The following is an 18,289-nucleotide window of genomic DNA, read 5'->3' as shown; positions in this document are numbered from 1 at the left end:
CGGCCAAACCCGCATCCATGACGCTCGACGACATCAAACCCGTAATCGAAGACGCCTGGGAACAGCGTTCGGACCTGAAACCGAACCAGCCCGGCGAAATCCCGACCGCCGTCAATTTCGCGCTCGCGCGCCTGGATTCGGGGGAGGCGCGCGTCGCCGAACCGGACGGGCAGGGCGGCTGGACCGTCAATGAATGGCTGAAGAAAGCCGTGCTGCTCAGCTTCCGCCTTTCGCCGATGCGCGTGATCAATGGCGGCGCGGGCGGCGGCGTCTGGTGGGACAAGGTCCCCTCCAAGTTCGAGACATGGGACGAGGCGCAGTTCAAGCACGCCGGCTTCCGCGCCGTGCCGGGCGCCATCGTGCGCCGCGGCGCGCATATCGCGCCGAACTGCGTGCTGATGCCCAGCTTCGTGAATATCGGCGCCTATGTGGATGAAGGCGCGATGATCGACACCTGGGCCAGCGTCGGCTCCTGCGCCCAGATCGGGAAGGGCGTGCATCTGTCCGGCGGGGCCGGCATCGGCGGCGTGCTGGAGCCGCTGCAGGCCTCCCCCACGATTATCGAGGACAATGTCTTCATCGGCGCCCGCTCGGAGGTCGCCGAAGGCGTGATTGTCCGCAAGGGCGCGGTGCTCTCCATGGGCGTCTTCATCAGCGCCTCCACGAAGATCGTCGACCGCGAGTCGGGCGAGATCTATCGCGGCGAGGTGCCGGAATATTCCGTCGTCGTGCCGGGCAGCCTGCCGGGCAAGGATGGCGGCCCGTCGCTCTCCTGCGCGGTTATCGTCAAGCGCGCCGACGAACAGACCCGCGCCAAGACTTCCGTGAACGAGCTGCTGCGCTCCTAATCGTAAGGCGTCCCGTCCTTGCGCGTGTAGCCGCCGGTTCCGCTATAGCGGCCGGGTTTGAACTTCATGTCGATGTCGGAATATTCGCCGTGATCGCTGTCATCGCGCGACCCGACGATCAGCAGGACGGCGTCGCGGTCCGACAGGTTCTTCAGGACATGGCCGTTCCGGACGCCCCCTGCCCATCCCGCGCAGTCGCCGGCTTTCAGAACCTGCTCGCCGTCATCCTCGACCAGCGTCACCTCGCCCTCCAGCACATAGGCGAACTCGTCTTCCTTCGCGTGCCAGTGGCGCTGGCTGGACCATACGCCGGGCTTCAGCGTGACCAGATTCACCCCGAACTGGGTCAGGTCCGCCGCCGCACCCAGCCGCACCCATTCCCGCCCCAGGCACGGTTCGTTGAAGGGCGCGGGATAGGTGGAGCCGCCGCCCGCGGGCGCTTTATCCAGGTCGATTTTGGGCATGAAGTCGCTCCCTTGCCGGCGGAAACCGCGATATGCACTGCAACAACGCGCCCGCATCATTTGAAACGCGGGGCGCGGGACGCCTATACCAGAGCCCGTGACCGATATGACACCCGAAATTCGCGACGCCCTCAAATCCGCCCTCGGCCCGAAAGGCTGGACGGAGGACCCGTCAGAGATCGCCCCCTATATCGAGGACTGGCGCGGCCGCTATCAGGGCGAAACCCCGATCATGCTGACCCCCGGCTCGACCGATGAGGTCGCGGCGGCGGTGAAAATCTGCGCGGAAAGCGGCGTCGCCATCACCCCGCAGGGCGGCAATACCGGCCTTGTCGGCGGCTCCACGCCGAAGGGGGAGGTTCTGCTGTCCCTGCGCCGGATGAACGCCATCCGCGAAACCGACCCGCTGAACGACGCCATCACGGTGGAGGCCGGCTGCGTGCTGACCGCCGTGCAGGACGCCGCCGAAGAGGCGGACCGGCTGTTCCCCTTGAGCCTTGGGGCGGAGGGCACGGCGACCATTGGCGGGCTGATTTCCACGAACGCCGGCGGCGTCGCCGTGCTGCGTTACGGCATGATGCGCGATCTGGTGCTGGGGATAGAGGCGGTGCTGCCCGACGGGCGCATCTGGAACGGCCTGCGCGCCCTGCGCAAGGATAATACCGGCTATGACCTGAAGCAGCTTTTCATCGGGGCGGAGGGCACGCTGGGCGTGGTTACCGCCGCCACGCTGAAAGTCTACCCGCGCCCCGCCGCCCGCGCCGTCGCCTTTGCGGGCGTGGGAAGCATAGGGGACGCGGTGAAGCTGCTGGGCATGGCCAAGAAGGCCTCGGGCGGCGCGGTCACGGGTTTCGAGCTGGTGCCCCGCAACGGCGTGGAGCTGGTGCTTCAGAAGATCGACGGCACGCGCGACCCCTTAAGCGAGCCGCATCCCTGGTATTGCCTTGTCGAGATGAGCTTCGGCCGCAAGGAAGGCGCGGAAGAGACCATGGAGGCGGCGCTGGCCGAGGCGTTCGAGGCGAGCGTGGTGCAGGACGCCGCCATCGCCAAGAACGAGACCGAAGCGCAGGATTTCTGGCGCATCCGCGAAACCCTGCCCGAAGCCGAGAAGGTGGAGGGCGGCTCCATCAAGCACGACATTTCCTCCGCCGTCTCCCTGATGCCGGAGCTTTATGAGCGCGCCGCCGAAAAGGTGAGGGCGGTCACGCCGGACGCCCGCCTGATCGTGTTCGGCCATGTCGGCGACGGCAACCTGCACTTCAATGTCCGCCCGCCGGAGGGCGAGGACGACAAGGCCTTCTTCGAGGAATATGGCGAGACGGTCCGCGCCGCCGTGCATGAAGCGGTGGGCGAGCTGAACGGCTCCATCTCCGCCGAGCATGGCATCGGCGTGATGAAGCGGGACGAGCTGCCCGCGCGCAAATCGCCGGTGGAGATGGACATGCTGCGCGCCGTGAAACGGTCTCTGGACCCGAAGAACATCATGAATCCGCGCGTCATGCTGACCGATTAGGCGGTCCGGTTTCACAATTCCCGCGCCCGCCCTATCTGGATGGGTGTTCAGAATCGGTCCGCAGATTGTAAGAAAAGACGCATGATCATTCTTCTCTCCCCCGCCAAGTCGCTCGATTTCTCCGCCCATGGCCTGAAAGTGAAGGCTTCGAAGCCGCCCTTTCCCGACCGCACGGCGCAAATCGCCAAGGCGGCGTCGAAGCTGACGCGCCCGAAGATCAAGAAGCTGATGAACCTGTCGGACGATCTGGCCGACCTGAACTATCAGCGTTTCCAGAGTTTCGAGGCGGACCGCGACGCCAATGCGCCCGCCGCCCTGACCTTCGCGGGCGACGTCTATCGCGGCCTTGATGCGCGGTCGCTGAACGCGGACGACATGACATGGGCGCAGGACCATGTGCGCATCCTGTCGGGGCTCTACGGCCTGCTGCGTCCGCTGGACGGCATTCAGCCCTACCGGCTGGAGATGGGCACGAAGCTGAAAATCGGCCGCAAGGCGAACCTCTATGAGTTCTGGGGCTCCGATATCGCCAAGGCGGTGAACGACGCCGCGAAAGACGACGTGATCGTGAACCTCGCCTCCAATGAATATTTCAAATCGGTGGACCGCAAGGCGTTGAAGGGCCGCGTCATCACGCCGGTCTTCAAGGAAATCACGGACAAGGGCGACCCCCGCGTCATGGCGTTCTATGCCAAGTATGCGCGCGGGGCGATGACCCGCTGGATCATCGAAAACCGTATCGACGACACGGCCTCCCTGACCAATTTCAAGGGCGAGGGCTACGCCTATGACAAGGCGCTCTCCAGCGATGACGAATGGGTGTTCACCCGGCCCAAGCCCGCGCCGAAGAACGGCTAGGGCAAGGCCCGCCCGCGCTCCACGCAGTCTTCAGGCGGAATGCCCGGCAAGCCGATCGCCAGATCGGCGCGGGCGGTGCGGTAGCGCGCGGTGCGCACGTTCTCTTCCCAGCGAATCTGGCCGGAATTGCGCAACGCCTGCTTCGCTTCCTCTTCCAGCCGCGCCGCCAGGGCGTCCGTCTCGCTGACGCCCGCGTCCAGCCATTTCTCCACTTCGCCGCGTTCGCGCGCCGCGATCATCAAACCGGCGCAGTAATACAGGTCATCGGCGGCGGTACGGCTGGGCGGTTTTTCGACCAGCCTGCCGTTCTCGTCGACCGCCGGGCCGCAAGCGGTCAGCAGGGCGAGGGCGGCCAGAAACGCTGTGCTCCATAATCTCATGGCAAATTCCTGCGGCGTCTTGAACCGCGGCGGTTTCGCATGGCGGCAATCTCGGTCATAGAGTAAGCCGCGCCGCACGGTTCAGGAATAACAAGGAGGCACATCGCCCATGTCAGCGTCCAGAAGTCTCGACGGCCAGACGGCCCTGATCACCGGATCGACCAGCGGCATCGGCCTCCAATTCGCGAAAGGCCTCGCCGAGTCGGGCGCGAACATTGTCCTGAACGGCCTTGGCGATGAAGCGGAAATCGAGAAGACGCGCGCGGAGCTTGCCAGCGAATGCGGCGTCGAGGTCCGCTATCACCCGGCCAATATGCTGGAGGCGGACGAGATCGCCGACATGGTCGCGTTCGCGAAATCGGAATTCGGGCGGCTGGACATCCTCGTCTGCAATGCCGGCATCCAGCATGTCGAGAAGATCGAGGATTTCCCGAAGGAGAAATGGGACGCGATCATCGCGATCAATCTGTCTTCCGCCTTCCACGCCATCAAGCACGCCATGCCGGTGATGAAGGCGCAGGGCCGGGGCCGGATCGTGAACCTGGCCAGCGTACACGGCCTGATCTCCTCGCCCTTCAAGTCCGCCTATGTCGCCGCCAAACACGGCATGGTCGGCCTGACCAAGACCGTGGCGCAGGAAGGCGGGGAGTTCGGGATCACCTGCAACGCCATCTGCCCCGGCTATGTAAAGACGCCGCTGGTCGAGGCGCAGATTCCGGACCAGGCCAAAAGCCGGGGGATCAGCGAGGAGGAGGTCGTCGAGAAAGTCTTCCTCGCCGACACCTTCACCAAGAAATTCACCGACTATGACCAGCTGGTTGGCCTGTTGCGCTATCTCGTCTCGGATGCGGGCGCGTCCACCACCGGCGTGGCGATTCCCGTCGATGGCGGCTGGCTGACGCACTAGGCCGGTGGCGGCGAACGGCCCCAGACCCGTCTGCCTCGCCCTGCAGGGCGGCGGCGCGCACGGAGCTTTCACCTGGGGCGTTCTGGACAAGCTGGCCGAGGATGGCCGCCTTGGCGTCGCCGCCATGTCGGCGACCAGCGCCGGCGCGGTCAATGCGGCGGCCTGGGCCAGCGGCTATCATGCCGAAGGGGCGGAGGGGGCGCGGGAGCGTATGCGCCGCGTCTGGGGGCAGATCGCCAGCACCTCCAACGTCTTCGCCCCCAACACCATGGGCGGGCCGTTCCAGCGCATGATGTTTGGCTGGATGGACGCCTTCACGCGCCTGACCAGCCCGTACAATCTCAATCCGCTGGGCCTGAACCCGCTGCGCGACATTCTGGAGGAAACGCTGGACGTGGAAGGCGCGCGGGCCTGCGCGGACCTGAAACTCTTCATCGCCGCCACCAATGTCAGCACCGGCAAGGCGCGCATCTTCCGCAAGGACGAACTGACGGTGGACGCCATCCTTGCCTCCGCCTGCCTGCCCTTCCTGTTTCAGGCGGTGGAGATTGACGGGGAGCATTACTGGGATGGCGGCTATACGGCGAACCCGGCGCTGTGGCCGTTCTTCTACGAAGACACGCCCAGCGACATCGTCATCGTCCATATCAACCCGATGAACCGGAATGAGGGACCGCCCACCACCGCCGCCGACATCGTCAACCGCGTCAACGAGATCACCTTCAACACCTCGCTCCAGGCGGAGCTGCGCGCCATAGATTTCGTGAAGAAGCTGCGCCGGGAGAAATGGCTCTCCGGCGACGTGGATAAGCGCTATCGCGACATGCGCATCCATTCCATCCGCGCGGACGCGGCGCTGTCCGGTCTGGGCGCGGACACCAAGTACCGCACCGACCGCGGCTTTATCGAGGATCTGTTCGCCCGCGGCCGCGACACCGCCGCGCACTGGCTGGACGAGTGTTTCGACCGTATCGGCAAGGAATCCAGCATCGATATCCGCTCGGAATATCTCGACCGCTGAACGCGGGCTTTCAGAAATCCTCCATGTCCGGAATGCGTCCGAAGGCGATCTTGGCGCCGGCATAGCCGCCCGGCGGTTCGGCGCGCGGACCGACGCTGAGAACACAGCTCTGATACCGCTTGTTCAGCTTGTCCATCGCCCCGGTCGCCGCCTCCCAGCGATGCCGCTGGCTGCGCGCCTCCGGCGGTTCGAACAGGTTTTCGATCCGCGCGTCGGCCGGGATGATCCGGTGCAGCATGACATGCACCTTCTTGATCCGCCGCGTCCGGTGCGGCCCCAGCGCCTCGGCGAACAGCCCGTCCAGCGCCCGCAACACGCTGTGATCGTCGGAGGCGGCGTCGAAATGCGCGTCCGCGCCCCAGCGTCCGGCTTCCTCGTCCTCCCATGTCAGGGACAGGCTCAGGGAGCGTGCGTAATAGCCCGCCCGGCGCATCCGCCGCGCCGCCTTGGCCGCCAGCAGCCGCGCGCAGGCCCGCGCCCGGCCCGGCCCGCGCCAGTCGGGCGTCAGGATGCGGCCATGGCCGAACATCATGCGCTGGGTGTCGGGAATTTCCACGTCGAACCCGCGCAGCTGCGCCCAGAAGCGTTCGCCGTTCACCGATCCCCACAGCGCCCGCGCATGCTTGGGCGAGAGGTTCCAGAGCGCCTCCACGCTGTCCACGCCGGCCGCCAGAAGCCGGCGCTGCATGCTTTTCGCGATGCCCGGAAGATCGGTCAGCTGCAGCGAGAATAACGGCCCCGGCAGATCCTGCGCCCGCAATATGACCAGACCGTCCGGCTTGTTCATCTCCGCGGCCACTTTCGCCAGGAACTGATTGGTGGAAAACCCGATGGAGCAAGTGACCGCCGGGCCGATATCGGCGGCCAGCCGCGCCTTCAGCGTGGCGGCCAGCCGTTCCGGCTCCCGCCGCTCCCAGCCCAGCAACGCGCACTCCACCTCGTCCACCGACCACACTTTCCGGATCGGCAGGATGGCGCCCACGCTGGCCAGAATGGCGTTGTGGACCATCACATAGCGGTCATGCCGCGCCGTGCGCAGCGCGATCCCGGGGCAGAGCTGGCGCGCCTCCCGCACGGAAACGCCGCGCGTGGCGCCCGCCGCCTTCGCTTCCTTGCTGGCCGCGATCAGGCTGGTGCCGTCCGTGTCCAGCGGGATCACGCCCACGGGGCGCCCGCGCAGGGCCGGATCGTCCTGCTGTTCGACGCTCGCAAAGAAGCTGTCGAAATCCATGTAGAGCCGTTCGAGCTGATCGGGCAGGCGCATGACAAATCCTCCGTCATGCAGAACAAAACAGGAACGAAAATGAGTCAAGCGATATGCGCCTTCCCGCTTGGACGCGGGGCGGCGGACGGGCTATATCTCGGGGGAAATCCAATCCATCCTTTGTTCGGGGGCTCTCATGGCCGCGATTTACGCCATCCTTCTCTTTGTTGCCGTTTTCGCAGTTCTCAACGTGATCCAGTCCGGCCGCATCGACTGATCGAACGGCGTCCGCCGGCATGTCTCTTCCCATCCTTTTCGCGCTGTTGCTGGGCGGTTTCGTCCTGCTTCTGGTCACGGCGGACTACCTGATCCGCGGCGCCGCGGCGCTGGCCCGGAAATGGGGCGTGCCCAAACTGCTGGTCGGCCTGACCATTGTCGCCTTCGGCACCTCGGCGCCGGAGCTGGCGGTCAGCGTGGACGCGGTGCTGGAGGGACAGCCGGACGTCGCACTCGCCAATATCATTGGCTCCAACATCGCCAATGTCCTGCTGATCCTGGGCGTGCCGGCGCTGATCTTCGGGGCTATCGGCGTCACCACGCCGGGCCTGCGGCGCAACGCCATCGTGGCTTTCGCCGCCACCGTTCTGCTGATCGGGCTCAGCTGGGACGGGCTGGTCATTCTCCGGGATGGGCTGATCCTGCTCGCCGTCCTGATCCTGTATCTGCTGTGGCTCTATCGCGACGCCCGCAAGCCGGAAATCGCCGACCCGCAGATCGCGGAACTGACCGATTTCGAGGAAATGGAGGCGATGCCCCATTCCTGGCTGCGTATCGCCGGGATGATCCTGATCGGCGTTATCGGCCTGCCGCTGGGCGGGGTGATGATCGTGAAGGGCGGCATGGGCGTGGCTTATGCGGCCGGCGTTCCGCCCGCCGTTGTCGGCCTGACCCTATTTGCGCTCGGCACCTCCCTGCCGGAGCTGGCGGCCAGCGTCATCAGCGCCGCGCGCGGCCATGCGGAGGTCGCCATCGGCAATGTCCTCGGCTCCAATTTGTTCAATATTCTGGCGGTCGGCGGGATCGCCTCGATGGTTGGCGATATCCCGGTGACCCAGCAATTCTTCACCGTAGAGTTCTGGCTGATGCTGGGGACCACCGGGCTTCTGGCGCTGCTGATCTTCATGCGCACGAAGCTCAACCGCTTTATCGGTTTTGCCATGCTGGCGGGCTATGCGGGCTATATCTACTGGCTGGCCCGCTTGACTTTGGGCTGATTTCCGCGCGAAACGGCGCGCTTCGCACATCGTTATCAGCTGTTCGCGCCACCAGCCATGACCCAAAAGCGCATAGAAATCTCAAAGGATTTCAAGTTCGAGGCCGCTCACTATTTCGAGCACAAGCCCGACGGCCATCCTTTCAAGAACCTGCACGGCCATTCCTTCGAAGGCTCGGTGACTCTCTCCGGCCCGCTGAAGGACGATTCCGGCTGGGTGAAGGATTTCTGGAAGATCGAGGAAACCGTCGGCGCCGTGGTCTCGAAACTCGACCACACCCTTCTCAATGACGTCGAGGGACTGGACCGCGTCTCGCTGGAAGCAATCGCGGCTTGGGTCTTCGACCGTCTGGAGAACGACCTGCCAGGCCTTGTCGCGGTGGAAATCCGCCGCCCGTCCTGCGGCGAACGGGCGGTGGTGAAGCTCGGCTAGCCCCTAGACCTGCGGCGCGTCTTCCCAGCGGCCGCCGGCTTCGGCGTATTCCTGCGTGCCTTCCTGATAGACCGTGTCGCCGTCCCGCGTCTCGCTGGCCGGGATGTCTTCCATCTGCTTGATGCGCTCATAGATCGGCGCGAAGTCCTGCCCCGTGGTCTCGTCCAGCAATTGCTTGAACGAATCGATCACGAAATAGGTCTGCTGGAAGTCGTCATAGCGGTATTCCGTCTTCATGATGCGTGGAATGTCGAACGCGATGCGGTTCGGGCTGCGCGCCTCCAGAGAGAAGACGGATTCGGCGTAGGAAGAGACGATGCCCGCGCCATAGATCTTCATGTCGCCCGGCTTGCCGATCAGGCCGAACTCCACCGTGTACCAGTAGAGCCGCGTGATGTTCTCCAGCGTGCCGAACTCCATGGCGCGCAGGCCGCCGCGGCCATAGGCGGCCATGTAGTCGCCAAACTCCGGCAGGGCCAGCAGCGGCGCATGGCCGAACACGTCATGGAAGATGTCCGGCTCCTGCAGATAATCCATCTCTTCCGGCTTGCGGATGAAACGGCCCACGGGGAAGCGGCGATTGGCCAGGTGGGTGAAGAACGGCTCGTCCGGGATCAGGCCGGGCACCGGCACCAGATTCCACCCGGTCAGCGCCTCCAGCTTGGGGTTCAGCTCCCGGAAATCGGGGATGCCGCCCTTGTCGATGCCAAGCTGTTTCAGCCCGTCATAGAACTCGTCGCAGGCGCGACCGCCCAGCATGCCGGTCTGGCGCTTGTAGAGCTTCTCCCACATCTCGTGCTCGCCGGACGTGTACTCGTCCCAGCACTGATCGATGGAATAGTCGTCATTGACCTTTCCCTGCTCGACCTGGCGCTGGACGACGGGATCGGATGTCGGAACGCGGAGTTCAACCATGCGGGATCTCCTTTAAAGGGCGTGAAAATTCTTATCGGCGCGAATCTACGCGGCATGTATGGACGATAAAAGGCCGCGCGGGCAGCTTTCGCCTGCGCTTGAACCGCGCGGCGCAAGCCCGTAAGCACGCTTCTTTCGCGCATTCTTGTCAGGAACAACACCTCGCCCATGGCTCAAGTTTCCATCCAGATACAGGCGCTGAAGATTGTCGCCTCCATTGGCGTCTGGGCGCGGGAGCGCACGACCCCCCAGCCGATAGAGATCGACATTACCGCCTGGCTGAACGCCGCGCCGCAGCATGACAAGCTGGAGGAGACCGCCAGCTATGACGATATCGCCAAGGCCGCGCAGATGGTGGCCGACCGCCGCCATCACGACCTGATAGAGACGCTGGCCGTGGATATCTGCAAGGAAGTCGTGGCGATGGGGGCGGTGGAAAGCGCCGAAGTGCGCGTCACCAAGATCCCGCAAACCGTCAACGCCGAAGCCCTGACGGCGACCGCCAAGCTCTAGTCTTCGTCCCCGACCAGATAGGATACGTCCCGCTGGCGCTGCGACAGGTGTTCGCCGCCATCGATGGTGATGACCTGTCCGGTCATGGAGGGCGTGGCCAGGATGAACTCGATCGCCCGCACGTGATCTTCCGGCTCTGCGCCGCCCTGCATCGGGTTCATGCGGTGCGCCTTCTCGAACTGCGCGTCGCTCTGGCCCGGCGCGGGCAGGGTCAGGCCCGGCGCGATGGCGTTCACCCGCACCGCCGGGGCCAGCGACATCGCCATCGTCTTGGTCGCGCCCAGCAGGGCGTATTTGGACAGCGTATAGCTGAAATGATCCGGGTTCAGGGCGAACAGCTTCTGGTCCAGCAGATTGATCACGCAGCCCGAGGCGCGCTGCGTGTGCGCTTTCGCCATTTCGCTGGCCAGCAGCACCGGCGCCATCAAATTCACTTTCAGATGCGTCAGGAACTGGTCCGGCGCCACGTCCTGCGGCGTGTCGGCCTCGAAAACAGAGGCGTTATTGATAAGCGCGTGGACAATCCCGATATCGGAGATGAAGGCGCGCGCAGCCTCGACATCCTCGAGGTCGAATCCGGCCAGATCGGCATGTCCCCCCGCATCCCTGATCTCGTCCCGGACCGCGCGCGCCGCTTCGTCCGAACTGTTGTAGTGAACGATCACCCGCCACCCGGCGCGGCCAAGACCAAGTGCGATCGCCCGCCCGATACGCTTGCCAGCGCCGGTAACCAGAGCGACTTTGTCTGCCATGAGCGGCGCCCCTGAATCCGAAAACAAAGATCGCGCGGGTGATGACGCAAAGACGCCGCGCACGCAAGCGCGTGGCCCCGGCGTCATCGCCGACTATGTGCGCCGCCTGCCGGGAAAACCGGGCGTTTACCGCATGCTGTCGGAGACCGGCGACGTCCTCTATGTCGGCAAGGCGCACAATCTGAAAAAGCGCGTGTCCAGCTACACCAAATATGCCGGACACTCGAACCGCATCTCCCGCATGATCCACGAAACCGCCTCCATGGAATTCGTCGTTACGGCGACGGAGACCGAGGCGCTGCTCCTCGAAGCAAACCTCATCAAGCGCTACCGGCCGCGCTACAACGTGCTGCTGCGGGACGACAAATCCTTCCCTTACATCCTCGTGCGCCGCGACCATGAAGCGCCGCAAATCCTCAAGCATCGCGGATCGCGCAAGAAACAGGGCGACTATTACGGCCCGTTCGCCAGCGCCGGCGCGGTCAATCGCACGCTGGACATTCTGCAGAAGGCCTTCCTGCTGCGCACCTGTTCGGACAGCGTCTATGACAGTCGTTCGCGGCCCTGCATGCTGCACCAGATCAAGCGCTGTTCCGGCCCCTGCACGGGGGAGATCAGCGAGGCCGACTACAACAAGCTGGTCGAGCAGGCGAACGACTTTCTGAGCGGAAAGTCGGTGGAGCTGGTCGCCGAGCTTCAGAAGAAGATGGCCGCCGCCGCCGAGGACATGAATTACGAGCAGGCCGCCCAGTATCGCGACCGCATCCGCGCCCTGTCCGCCGTCACGGAAACCCAGGGCATCAATCCGCAGGGGATCGAGGAAGCGGACGTCATCGCCCTGGCCATGGAAGGCGGGCAGTCCTGCGTTCAGGTCTTCTTTTTCCGCGCCGGGCAGAACTGGGGCACGCGCTCCTATTTCCCGCGCCATGACAATGATGCGGAGGCGGGCGAGGTTCTGGGGGCCTTCCTGGCGCAATTCTATGACGACAAGCCGGCCCCGCGCCTGGTCCTGGTCAATCACGATTTCGAGGAACGCGGCCTGCTGTCCGAGGCGCTGACGGTGCGGTCCGAGCGCAAGGTGGAAATCCGTCCCGCCCGACGCGGCGAGAAGGCCAGCGTTCTGGGGCAGGCGGAGAACAATGCGCGCGAGGCGCTGGTCCGCAAGATGGCCGAGACCTCGACGCAGGAGAAATTGCTGCGCGGCGTGGCTGAGGCCTTCGATCTGGACGCGCCGCCCAAGCGGATCGAGGTTTACGACAACTCCCACATCATGGGCACGAATGCGCTGGGCGCGATGATCGTCGCCGGGCCGGAAGGTTTCGAGAAAAGCCAGTACCGCAAGTTCAACATCAAGTGGGACGAGACCGAGCCGGGCGACGATTACGCCATGATGCAGGAAGTCCTGACCCGCCGCTTTTCCCGCCTGATGAAGGATGAAGAGAAGGGCTCGGGCAACCGCCCGGACCTTGTCCTGATCGATGGCGGCCGCGGCCAGCTGTCCTCCGTGACAGAGGTGATGGACGAGCTGGGCCTGGCCGACATCCCGCTGGTCGCCATCGCCAAGGGGCCGGACCGCGACGCGGGGCGGGAGACTTTCTTCATGCGCGGCCGCCCGGCGATGAAGCTCGAACCCGGCAGCCCGGTGCTCTATTATCTCCAGCGCCTGCGGGACGAATCCCACCGTTTCGTGATCGGTGGCCACCGCGCCCGGCGCAAATCGGCCGCCAGCCAGAACCCGCTGGACGAAATTCCCGGCGTTGGCGCGTCGCGCAAGAAGGCGCTGCTGGCGCAATTCGGTTCGGCCCGCGGGGTCAGCCGCGCCGCGCTGGCGGATCTTGAGAAGACCCCGGGCGTTTCAACCGCGCTCGCCCGCAAGATTTATGACTGGTTCCGCGAATAAAGGACCGCCTTTTGACCTCGCTTCCCAATATTCTGACGCTTGGCCGCGTGGCGCTCGCCCCGCTGGTCGCCGCCCTCATCATCGCCGGCTTGCCGGCCGCCGCCGTGTCGCTTTTCATCCTGGCGGCGCTTCTGGATCTTCTGGACGGGAAAATCGCCCGCGCCATGAAGACCGAATCCGCCTTCGGCGCGGCGCTGGACCCCATCGCCGACAAGATCCTGGTCGCGCTGGTGCTGCTGGCGCTGGCCGGCTCCGGGATGCTGCAAACCTGGCACCTGATCCCCGCCGGCATGATTCTGCTGCGCGATATCCTGATTTCCGGCGTGCGCGAATACGCCGCCAGGGCGGGCGTTTCGCTTGCCGTCACCGGGCTGGCCAAATGGAAAACCACGGCGGAGTTCGTGGCGCTGGCCTTGTTGATCGTCTCGCCCATTGATGGCGGCGGCGGGCTCTATATGGGCGGCCTCGCCGCGCTGTGGCTCGCCGGGGCGTTGTCGGCCTATACCGGCGCGCAATATCTTCTCTCCATGAGGAAAGCCGGATGAACCAGGACAGCCGGGAAGACGCCCGCAAGGGCTCGCACCTCCTTGTCGTCGATGATGACGACCGCATCCGGTCGCTTCTGAAGGATTATCTCGGCAATAACGGCTACCGCGTCTCCACCGCCGCCAACGCGGCGCGCGCGCGGTCCCTGATGCTCAGCCTCGATTTCGACCTGCTGATCCTCGACGTCATGATGCCGGGGGAGGACGGGTTCTCGCTGACCAAGGGCGTGCGGGAGAAATCCCACGTGCCGATCCTGCTGCTGACCGCGCGCGGCGAATCCAACGACCGGATCGAGGGGCTGACCGCCGGCGCCGACGACTATCTCGCCAAGCCGTTCGAGCCGGAGGAGCTGCTGCTGCGCATCGACGCCATATTGCGCCGCGCCCAGCCCGCGCCGAAGCCGGAAACCGTGCGCTTTGGCGATTTTCGTTACGCGTTGGAATCGCTGGAGCTGGCGCGGGAGGATGGCGAGGACTCGGTGCGCCTGACTCAAGGGGAGGCGGCGCTGCTGACCGCGCTGGCCGCCAATCCCGGCAAGCCGATGGAGCGCGAGGCGCTGGCCGCCCGCACCGGCGCGGGTTCGGGCCGCGCCGTTGACGTGCAGGTCGCCCGCCTGCGCCGAAAGATCGAAGCCGACCCCCGCGCCGCCCTGCACCTGCAGACCGTCCGCGGCGCCGGCTACAAGCTGATCGCCGAGGCGGAAGAAGAGGGCGGTTGAGCTACAGCTTCAGCCGCCCGTGGGTCAGGTCGGAGTAATCCTGCGCCAGATCGCGGATCAGCTGGCCGACCTCGAACTCCACGCCCGCCATTTCCCGCACCGGGGTAATCTCCACCGCGGTGCCGGTGACGAAACAGCCCTGAAAATCAGACAATTCCTCCGGCCGGATATCGCGCCGGTTGACCTTGACGCCCCGCCGCTCCGCCAGCGCGATGGCCGTGGAGCGCGTGATGCCGTCCAGGATGCAGTCGCCCTTGGGCGTGTGCAGCTCGCCATCCTTCAGGAAGAAGATGTGCGATCCCGTGCATTCGGCGATCAGGCCGCGCCAGTCCAGCATCATGGCGTCGGAAAAACCTTCCCGCTCCGCCGCGTGCTTGGACAGGGTGCAGATCATGTACAGGCCCGCCGCCTTCGCCTTCACCGGGATCGTTTTCGGATCGGGCCGCCGCCAGTCGGACAGCGTCACGCGGATGCCTTTCTCCCGGTCCTTGAAATAATCCCCCCACGGCCACGCCGCGATGGCCACGCGCACGTCATCGGGGTCGGCGGTGACGCCCATCTGGTTGCTGCCGCGCCAGATGACCGGGCGCAGATAGGCCGTCTCCAGCCCGCATTTTTCCAGTGTTTCGCGCTTGGCCGCCTCGATGTCCGCGCCTCTGAACGGGACCTTCATGTCCAGCAGTTTCGCCGAATTCAGCAGCCGGTCCGTATGGGCCTGGCTCTTGAAGATTTCGCCGTCATAGGCGCGCTCGCCCTCGAACACGGACGACGCATAGTGCAGGCCGTGGCTCAGCACGTGAATCTTCGCGTCTTTCCAGTCGACGAAGGATCCGTCCATCCAGATCACGCCTTCGCGCTGGTCGAAAGGAACGACGCTCATAAACTCTCTCCGATTCCGGCTGATAAAGCGTTAGGCTAGCATCAATGAGCCCGCTCAAGAAATATCTCCCCAAGGGGCTGTACTGGCGATCCTACCTGATCATCCTGCTGCCGATCGCCATCATGCAGACTCTGGTCGTTTTCTCCTTTTTCGAGGAGCACTGGCAAGCCACCACGGCCCGCCTGTCGGAAGGCGTGGCCGGCGATGTCGCCTTCCTCGTGCGCATCCATGAAGACGCGCCGGAGGAGTTTCCACAATGGGCCGCGCGGGCGGAGGAAGCGACCCAGATTTCCGCCGTGATTTCGCGGGGCGAGGAATTGCCGGACAATGTCCGCTCCTCCTTCTTCTCCGCGCTGGACCGCGCCTTGCGCCGTGCGCTGGCCGGGCGGCTGGACCAGCCTTTCTGGTTCGACACCACGCGCTATCCCAACCATGTCGATATCCGCATTCAGGTGGATGAGGGCGTCATGCGCATCATCGCCCGGCGCGATCAGGTCTTCGCGCCCACCGGCTATATCTTTTTAGTCTGGCTGTTCGGGGCGACGGTGATCCTGGCGCTGGTCTCCATCCTGTTCATCAAGAATCAGGTCCGGCCGATCGAGCGTCTGGCCCAGGCGGCGGAGGAGTTCGGCATGGGCCGCGATCCGGAACGCTTCAAGCCCGCCGGCGCCAGCGAGGTCCGCCGCGCCGCGCTCGCCTTCATTCAGATGCGACAGCGCATCCGCCGCCATCTGGAACAGCGCACGGCGCTTCTGGCCAGCGTCAGCCACGATCTCCGCACCCCGCTCACTCGCCTGAAATTGCAGCTGGCCCTCATGCCCGAAGGCCCGGCCCGCGAAGCGGCCCGCAAGGACGTGAAGGAGATGGAAGCGATGCTGGAGGAGTATCTCTCCTTCGCCAAAGGGCAGGGGGTGGAGGACGCCGCCCCGGCCGATCTCGCCGCGCTGCTGCGTCAGGCCGCGGATGACGCAGCCCGCGGCGGCATGGATGTGGCGGTGGAGGGCAGCGACGAAGTCAGCGCGCCGGTGCGGGAGCTGGCGATCAAGCGCGCGGTCGGCAATCTCATCGCCAACGCCGCCGCCCATGCCGATACGGTCCGCCTGTCCCTGAAGGCGGGCGAGGGGGCAGTGGAAATCCTGATCGACGATGATGGTCCCGGCATCCCGCAGGACATGCGGGAGGAAGCCTTCACCCCCTTCAACCGGCTGGACCCCGCGCGCAACCAGAACCGCAACGGCGTCGGACTCGGCCTCGCCATCGCGCGCGACATTGCGCGCGGCCATGGCGGGGACCTCTATCTGGATGATTCGCCGCTGGGCGGCCTGCGCGCCGTGGTGCGCCTGCCGGTCTAGCGCCTAGCGGCCCAGCTCTTTCGCCTTGCGGGCCGCCGCGTCCACGGCGGTGCGGACCAGCCGGGGCAGGGTGTCGGTGTTCTGCGAGAGAACGTCCAGCGCCGCGGCGGTGGTGCCGCCGGGGGAGGTGACCTCCTTGCGCATATCCGCCGGGTCCTTGCCCTCGGCCTGCATGAACAGCGCCGCGCCGATCACGGTCTGCTGCGCCAGCTGGCTCGCCAGCTCCTCGGGCAGGTCCTGCGCGCGCGCCGCGCCGGCCAGCGCCTCGGCGAACAGGAAGATATAGGCCGGGCCGGAACCGGACACCGCGGTCAGCGCGTCCAGCTGGTTCTCGGTTTCCACCTCGGCGACGAAACCGCCGGGCTCCAGTACGCTGCGCGCCTTGGCTTTCTGGTCATCGGTGACATTGTCCGCGCAGACAAAGCCGCACACGCCCGCGCCGATGGCGACCGGCGTGTTGGGCATGACGCGGATCACGCCGCGCTCGCCGAACACCGCCTGCAGGGAGGCAATGGTCCGGCCCGCCGCGATGGAAAGGATCACCGCATCTTCATTGATCTTGCCGGCCACCGCGCCGCCGACCTTGTCCATCATCTGGGGCTTCACGCCCATCATGACGACATCGGCCTCGACGCCCTCGGGCCATTCGGCCTCAAGCCGCGCGCCGTGCTTTTTCACCGCGGCCTGCGTGCGCTCGCCCGGATTGGGGTCCACGACCAGAACTTCGGATCCTTCGAAACCGGCTTCCAGCCAGCGCTCCAGAAGCGCTCCGCCCATCCGGCCGGCGCCGATCAGCGCCGCGCGTACTCGTTTTGCCATTTATGCCTGACCAACTGTCTCGAACATTGCCGCGTCCGCGGCTTCCTTCGGAGACTTACCCGCCCAGATCAGGAAATTGAAGGCCGGGAAGAAACGATCCGCAGCTTCGGTGGCCGCCGCGATCATCGTGGAAACCTGCAAAGGCCCCGCATTCTGGCCGATCAACGGCAGCGTGCTGCGATACACGATCGCCTGCTCTTCTTCCCATGAATCGAAGTGGCCCAGCGGCAGGCGCTCGTTCACGCGCGCCATCAGGTCGCACAGATCCGCGCGCCGCGAAGGCGGGGTCTTGATGTCCAGGCCCAGATGAAGGTGCAGCGTCTGAACGTCCGGCCGCCACGCAAACCACAGCTGATGGTCGGACCACGCCCCGGCGATGGCGAAATGCACTTCCAGCATGTCCCGCTCATACGGGTGCTGCTCTTCCATCAGAACCTGCTCGACAATGTCCAGCGGTTCGTCGCTGGCGAATGTCTGTTCGATGGTCTGGTCCATGTCGCTTCCCCCAGCTCGGCAGGGCTCGAATCGCCCTGTAGGAGAAACGGTATGGGTCCGCCGGAGCGCGCGCAACATATTGCGCCGCTATGGCCTGTGGACACTAAGTCTAGATGTCAGTCGGTTTTCGGCTTGCGCGCCGCGGAGGCCTTGCGCGGGCTGGCTTTCTTCGCTGTGGACATTGCTTTTTCCAGCGCATCCACGCGTTCGCGCAATGCAGCGGCTTCCTCTTTCGCCTCCAGCGCGGCCAGCTTCATGGCCTCGAACTCCTCGCGGCCCACAAGGTCCATGTCCGCGATCACCCGGTCCATCTGGCCGCGCACCACGGCGCGCATTTCGTCGCCGGCGCTCTTGGCCGCTCCGGCCGCATTGGTCATCAGGTTGGCGAAATCTTCGAAAACGGGATTCTTGCTTTGCATGGGTGAAAACTACTCCCGCGCGGCGTTCCGGTCCACATGGCGCGGCGCCGCGCCTTTCGCCCCGGTCCGCTTTCCGCTA

21 protein-coding genes are annotated in these 18,289 nt (G+C 65.2%); 12 read left to right on the top strand and 9 right to left on the bottom strand.

All coding sequences use genetic code 11. The features are described 5' to 3' along the window. The first annotated feature begins 17 nt into the window (after positions 1-17). Positions 18-848: a 2,3,4,5-tetrahydropyridine-2,6-dicarboxylate N-succinyltransferase gene (gene dapD, locus H2040_RS07260; RefSeq protein WP_022697591.1), complete on the top strand. Its 831-nt coding sequence runs from the start codon at positions 18-20 to the stop codon at positions 846-848. Here the strand turns inward: dapD and H2040_RS07255 are convergent. Further along, entirely contained in the window at positions 845-1,312 is a 468-nt protein-coding gene (locus tag H2040_RS07255) for a cupin domain-containing protein (protein WP_287156358.1), read from the bottom strand. The two genes, dapD and H2040_RS07255, sit on opposite strands and share 4 nt — an antisense overlap. Positions 1,313-1,418: 106 nt before the next feature. On the opposite strand from H2040_RS07255, the gene H2040_RS07250 reads away from it, so the two are divergent. Together H2040_RS07250 and yaaA are read left to right on the top strand one after the other, a co-directional pair. Beyond that, entirely contained in the window at positions 1,419-2,825 is a 1,407-nt protein-coding gene (locus H2040_RS07250; protein ID WP_287156396.1) for an FAD-binding oxidoreductase, read from the top strand. 81 nt (positions 2,826-2,906) lie between these two features. Continuing rightward, on the top strand, positions 2,907-3,683 hold the full coding sequence (gene yaaA / locus H2040_RS07245; protein WP_287156357.1) for a peroxide stress protein YaaA: 777 nt from the start codon (positions 2,907-2,909) through the stop codon (positions 3,681-3,683). Here yaaA and H2040_RS07240 read toward each other — a convergent pair. Then, positions 3,680-4,063, bottom strand: coding sequence for a hypothetical protein (locus H2040_RS07240; RefSeq protein WP_287156356.1), 384 nt, complete (start codon positions 4,061-4,063; stop codon positions 3,680-3,682). The two genes, yaaA and H2040_RS07240, sit on opposite strands and share 4 nt — an antisense overlap. A 109-nt stretch (positions 4,064-4,172) precedes the next feature. Between H2040_RS07240 and H2040_RS07235 the strand changes: the two genes are divergently transcribed. Both H2040_RS07235 and H2040_RS07230 read left to right on the top strand, forming a co-directional pair. Further along, positions 4,173-4,970 carry a 3-hydroxybutyrate dehydrogenase gene (locus tag H2040_RS07235; protein WP_287156355.1) on the top strand — a complete coding sequence of 266 codons (798 nt, stop codon included), beginning with the start codon at positions 4,173-4,175 and terminating at the stop codon, positions 4,968-4,970. 4 nt (positions 4,971-4,974) lie between these two features. Beyond that, positions 4,975-5,991, top strand: coding sequence for a patatin-like phospholipase family protein (locus H2040_RS07230; protein ID WP_287156353.1), 1,017 nt, complete (start codon positions 4,975-4,977; stop codon positions 5,989-5,991). A gap of 10 nt (positions 5,992-6,001) precedes the next feature. Here the strand turns inward: H2040_RS07230 and H2040_RS07225 are convergent, their stop codons facing one another. After that, entirely contained in the window at positions 6,002-7,255 is a 1,254-nt protein-coding gene (locus H2040_RS07225; protein WP_287156351.1) for a Y-family DNA polymerase, read from the bottom strand. Between the two features lie 236 nt (positions 7,256-7,491). Between H2040_RS07225 and H2040_RS07220 the strand changes: the two genes are divergently transcribed. Together H2040_RS07220 and H2040_RS07215 are read left to right on the top strand one after the other, a co-directional pair. Continuing rightward, complete coding sequence (locus H2040_RS07220; RefSeq protein WP_287156350.1) at positions 7,492-8,469, top strand: calcium/sodium antiporter; 978 nt, start codon at positions 7,492-7,494, stop codon at positions 8,467-8,469. A 57-nt stretch (positions 8,470-8,526) separates the two neighbouring features. Next, entirely contained in the window at positions 8,527-8,901 is a 375-nt protein-coding gene (locus H2040_RS07215; RefSeq protein ID WP_287156348.1) for a 6-pyruvoyl trahydropterin synthase family protein, read from the top strand. A 3-nt stretch (positions 8,902-8,904) separates the two neighbouring features. On the opposite strand, the gene phhA is transcribed toward H2040_RS07215, so the two are convergent. Beyond that, positions 8,905-9,816: a phenylalanine 4-monooxygenase gene (phhA, locus tag H2040_RS07210; RefSeq protein ID WP_287156346.1), complete on the bottom strand. Its 912-nt coding sequence runs from the start codon at positions 9,814-9,816 to the stop codon at positions 8,905-8,907. Between the two features lie 168 nt (positions 9,817-9,984). Here phhA and H2040_RS07205 point away from each other — a divergent pair, with 168 nt between their 5' ends. Continuing rightward, a complete protein-coding gene (locus tag H2040_RS07205; protein ID WP_287156344.1) occupies positions 9,985-10,329 on the top strand; it encodes a dihydroneopterin aldolase in 345 nt (114 codons plus the stop codon). On the opposite strand, the gene H2040_RS07200 is transcribed toward H2040_RS07205, so the two are convergent. Then, positions 10,326-11,081 carry an SDR family oxidoreductase gene (locus H2040_RS07200; protein ID WP_287156342.1) on the bottom strand — a complete coding sequence of 252 codons (756 nt, stop codon included), beginning with the start codon at positions 11,079-11,081 and terminating at the stop codon, positions 10,326-10,328. The genes H2040_RS07205 and H2040_RS07200 overlap by 4 nt on opposite strands. Here H2040_RS07200 and uvrC point away from each other — a divergent pair. The 3 genes from uvrC to H2040_RS07185 are packed head-to-tail and all read left to right on the top strand — an operon-like array spanning position 11,080 to position 14,245. Next, positions 11,080-12,981 carry an excinuclease ABC subunit UvrC gene (uvrC, locus tag H2040_RS07195; RefSeq protein ID WP_287156340.1) on the top strand — a complete coding sequence of 634 codons (1,902 nt, stop codon included), beginning with the start codon at positions 11,080-11,082 and terminating at the stop codon, positions 12,979-12,981. The two genes, H2040_RS07200 and uvrC, sit on opposite strands and share 2 nt — an antisense overlap. 11 nt (positions 12,982-12,992) lie before the next feature. Next, positions 12,993-13,526 (top strand): CDP-diacylglycerol--glycerol-3-phosphate 3-phosphatidyltransferase, encoded by a 534-nt coding sequence (pgsA, locus tag H2040_RS07190; protein WP_287156338.1) that lies wholly within the window; start codon positions 12,993-12,995, stop codon positions 13,524-13,526. After that, complete coding sequence (locus H2040_RS07185; protein ID WP_287156336.1) at positions 13,523-14,245, top strand: response regulator; 723 nt, start codon at positions 13,523-13,525, stop codon at positions 14,243-14,245. The genes pgsA and H2040_RS07185 overlap by 4 nt, the downstream gene beginning before the upstream one ends. A gap of 1 nt (position 14,246) precedes the next feature. Here H2040_RS07185 and H2040_RS07180 read toward each other — a convergent pair whose 3' ends face one another. Next, a complete protein-coding gene (locus tag H2040_RS07180) occupies positions 14,247-15,125 on the bottom strand; it encodes a branched-chain amino acid aminotransferase (RefSeq protein ID WP_287156334.1) in 879 nt (292 codons plus the stop codon). 44 nt (positions 15,126-15,169) lie between these two features. Here H2040_RS07180 and H2040_RS07175 point away from each other — a divergent pair, with 44 nt between their 5' ends. Beyond that, on the top strand, positions 15,170-16,477 hold the full coding sequence (locus tag H2040_RS07175; RefSeq protein WP_287156332.1) for an ATP-binding protein: 1,308 nt from the start codon (positions 15,170-15,172) through the stop codon (positions 16,475-16,477). Between the two features lie 3 nt (positions 16,478-16,480). Here the strand turns inward: H2040_RS07175 and proC are convergent, their stop codons facing one another. From proC to H2040_RS07160, 3 genes are all read right to left on the bottom strand, one after another. Next, a complete protein-coding gene (gene proC, locus H2040_RS07170; RefSeq protein ID WP_022697615.1) occupies positions 16,481-17,296 on the bottom strand; it encodes a pyrroline-5-carboxylate reductase in 816 nt (271 codons plus the stop codon). Continuing rightward, positions 17,297-17,791 (bottom strand): type III secretion system chaperone family protein, encoded by a 495-nt coding sequence (locus tag H2040_RS07165; RefSeq protein WP_022697616.1) that lies wholly within the window; start codon positions 17,789-17,791, stop codon positions 17,297-17,299. Between the two features lie 116 nt (positions 17,792-17,907). After that, a complete protein-coding gene (locus H2040_RS07160; RefSeq protein ID WP_022697617.1) occupies positions 17,908-18,210 on the bottom strand; it encodes an accessory factor UbiK family protein in 303 nt (100 codons plus the stop codon). Positions 18,211-18,289 lie beyond the last annotated feature (79 nt).

It is taken from the genome of Euryhalocaulis sp., from assembly GCF_013911995.1.
GTDB classification, from domain to species: Bacteria; Pseudomonadota; Alphaproteobacteria; order Caulobacterales; family Maricaulaceae; genus Euryhalocaulis; species Euryhalocaulis caribicus.
Note: the sequence above shows the minus strand (reverse complement) of the source record. Positions and strands in the feature narration are given on the sequence as shown.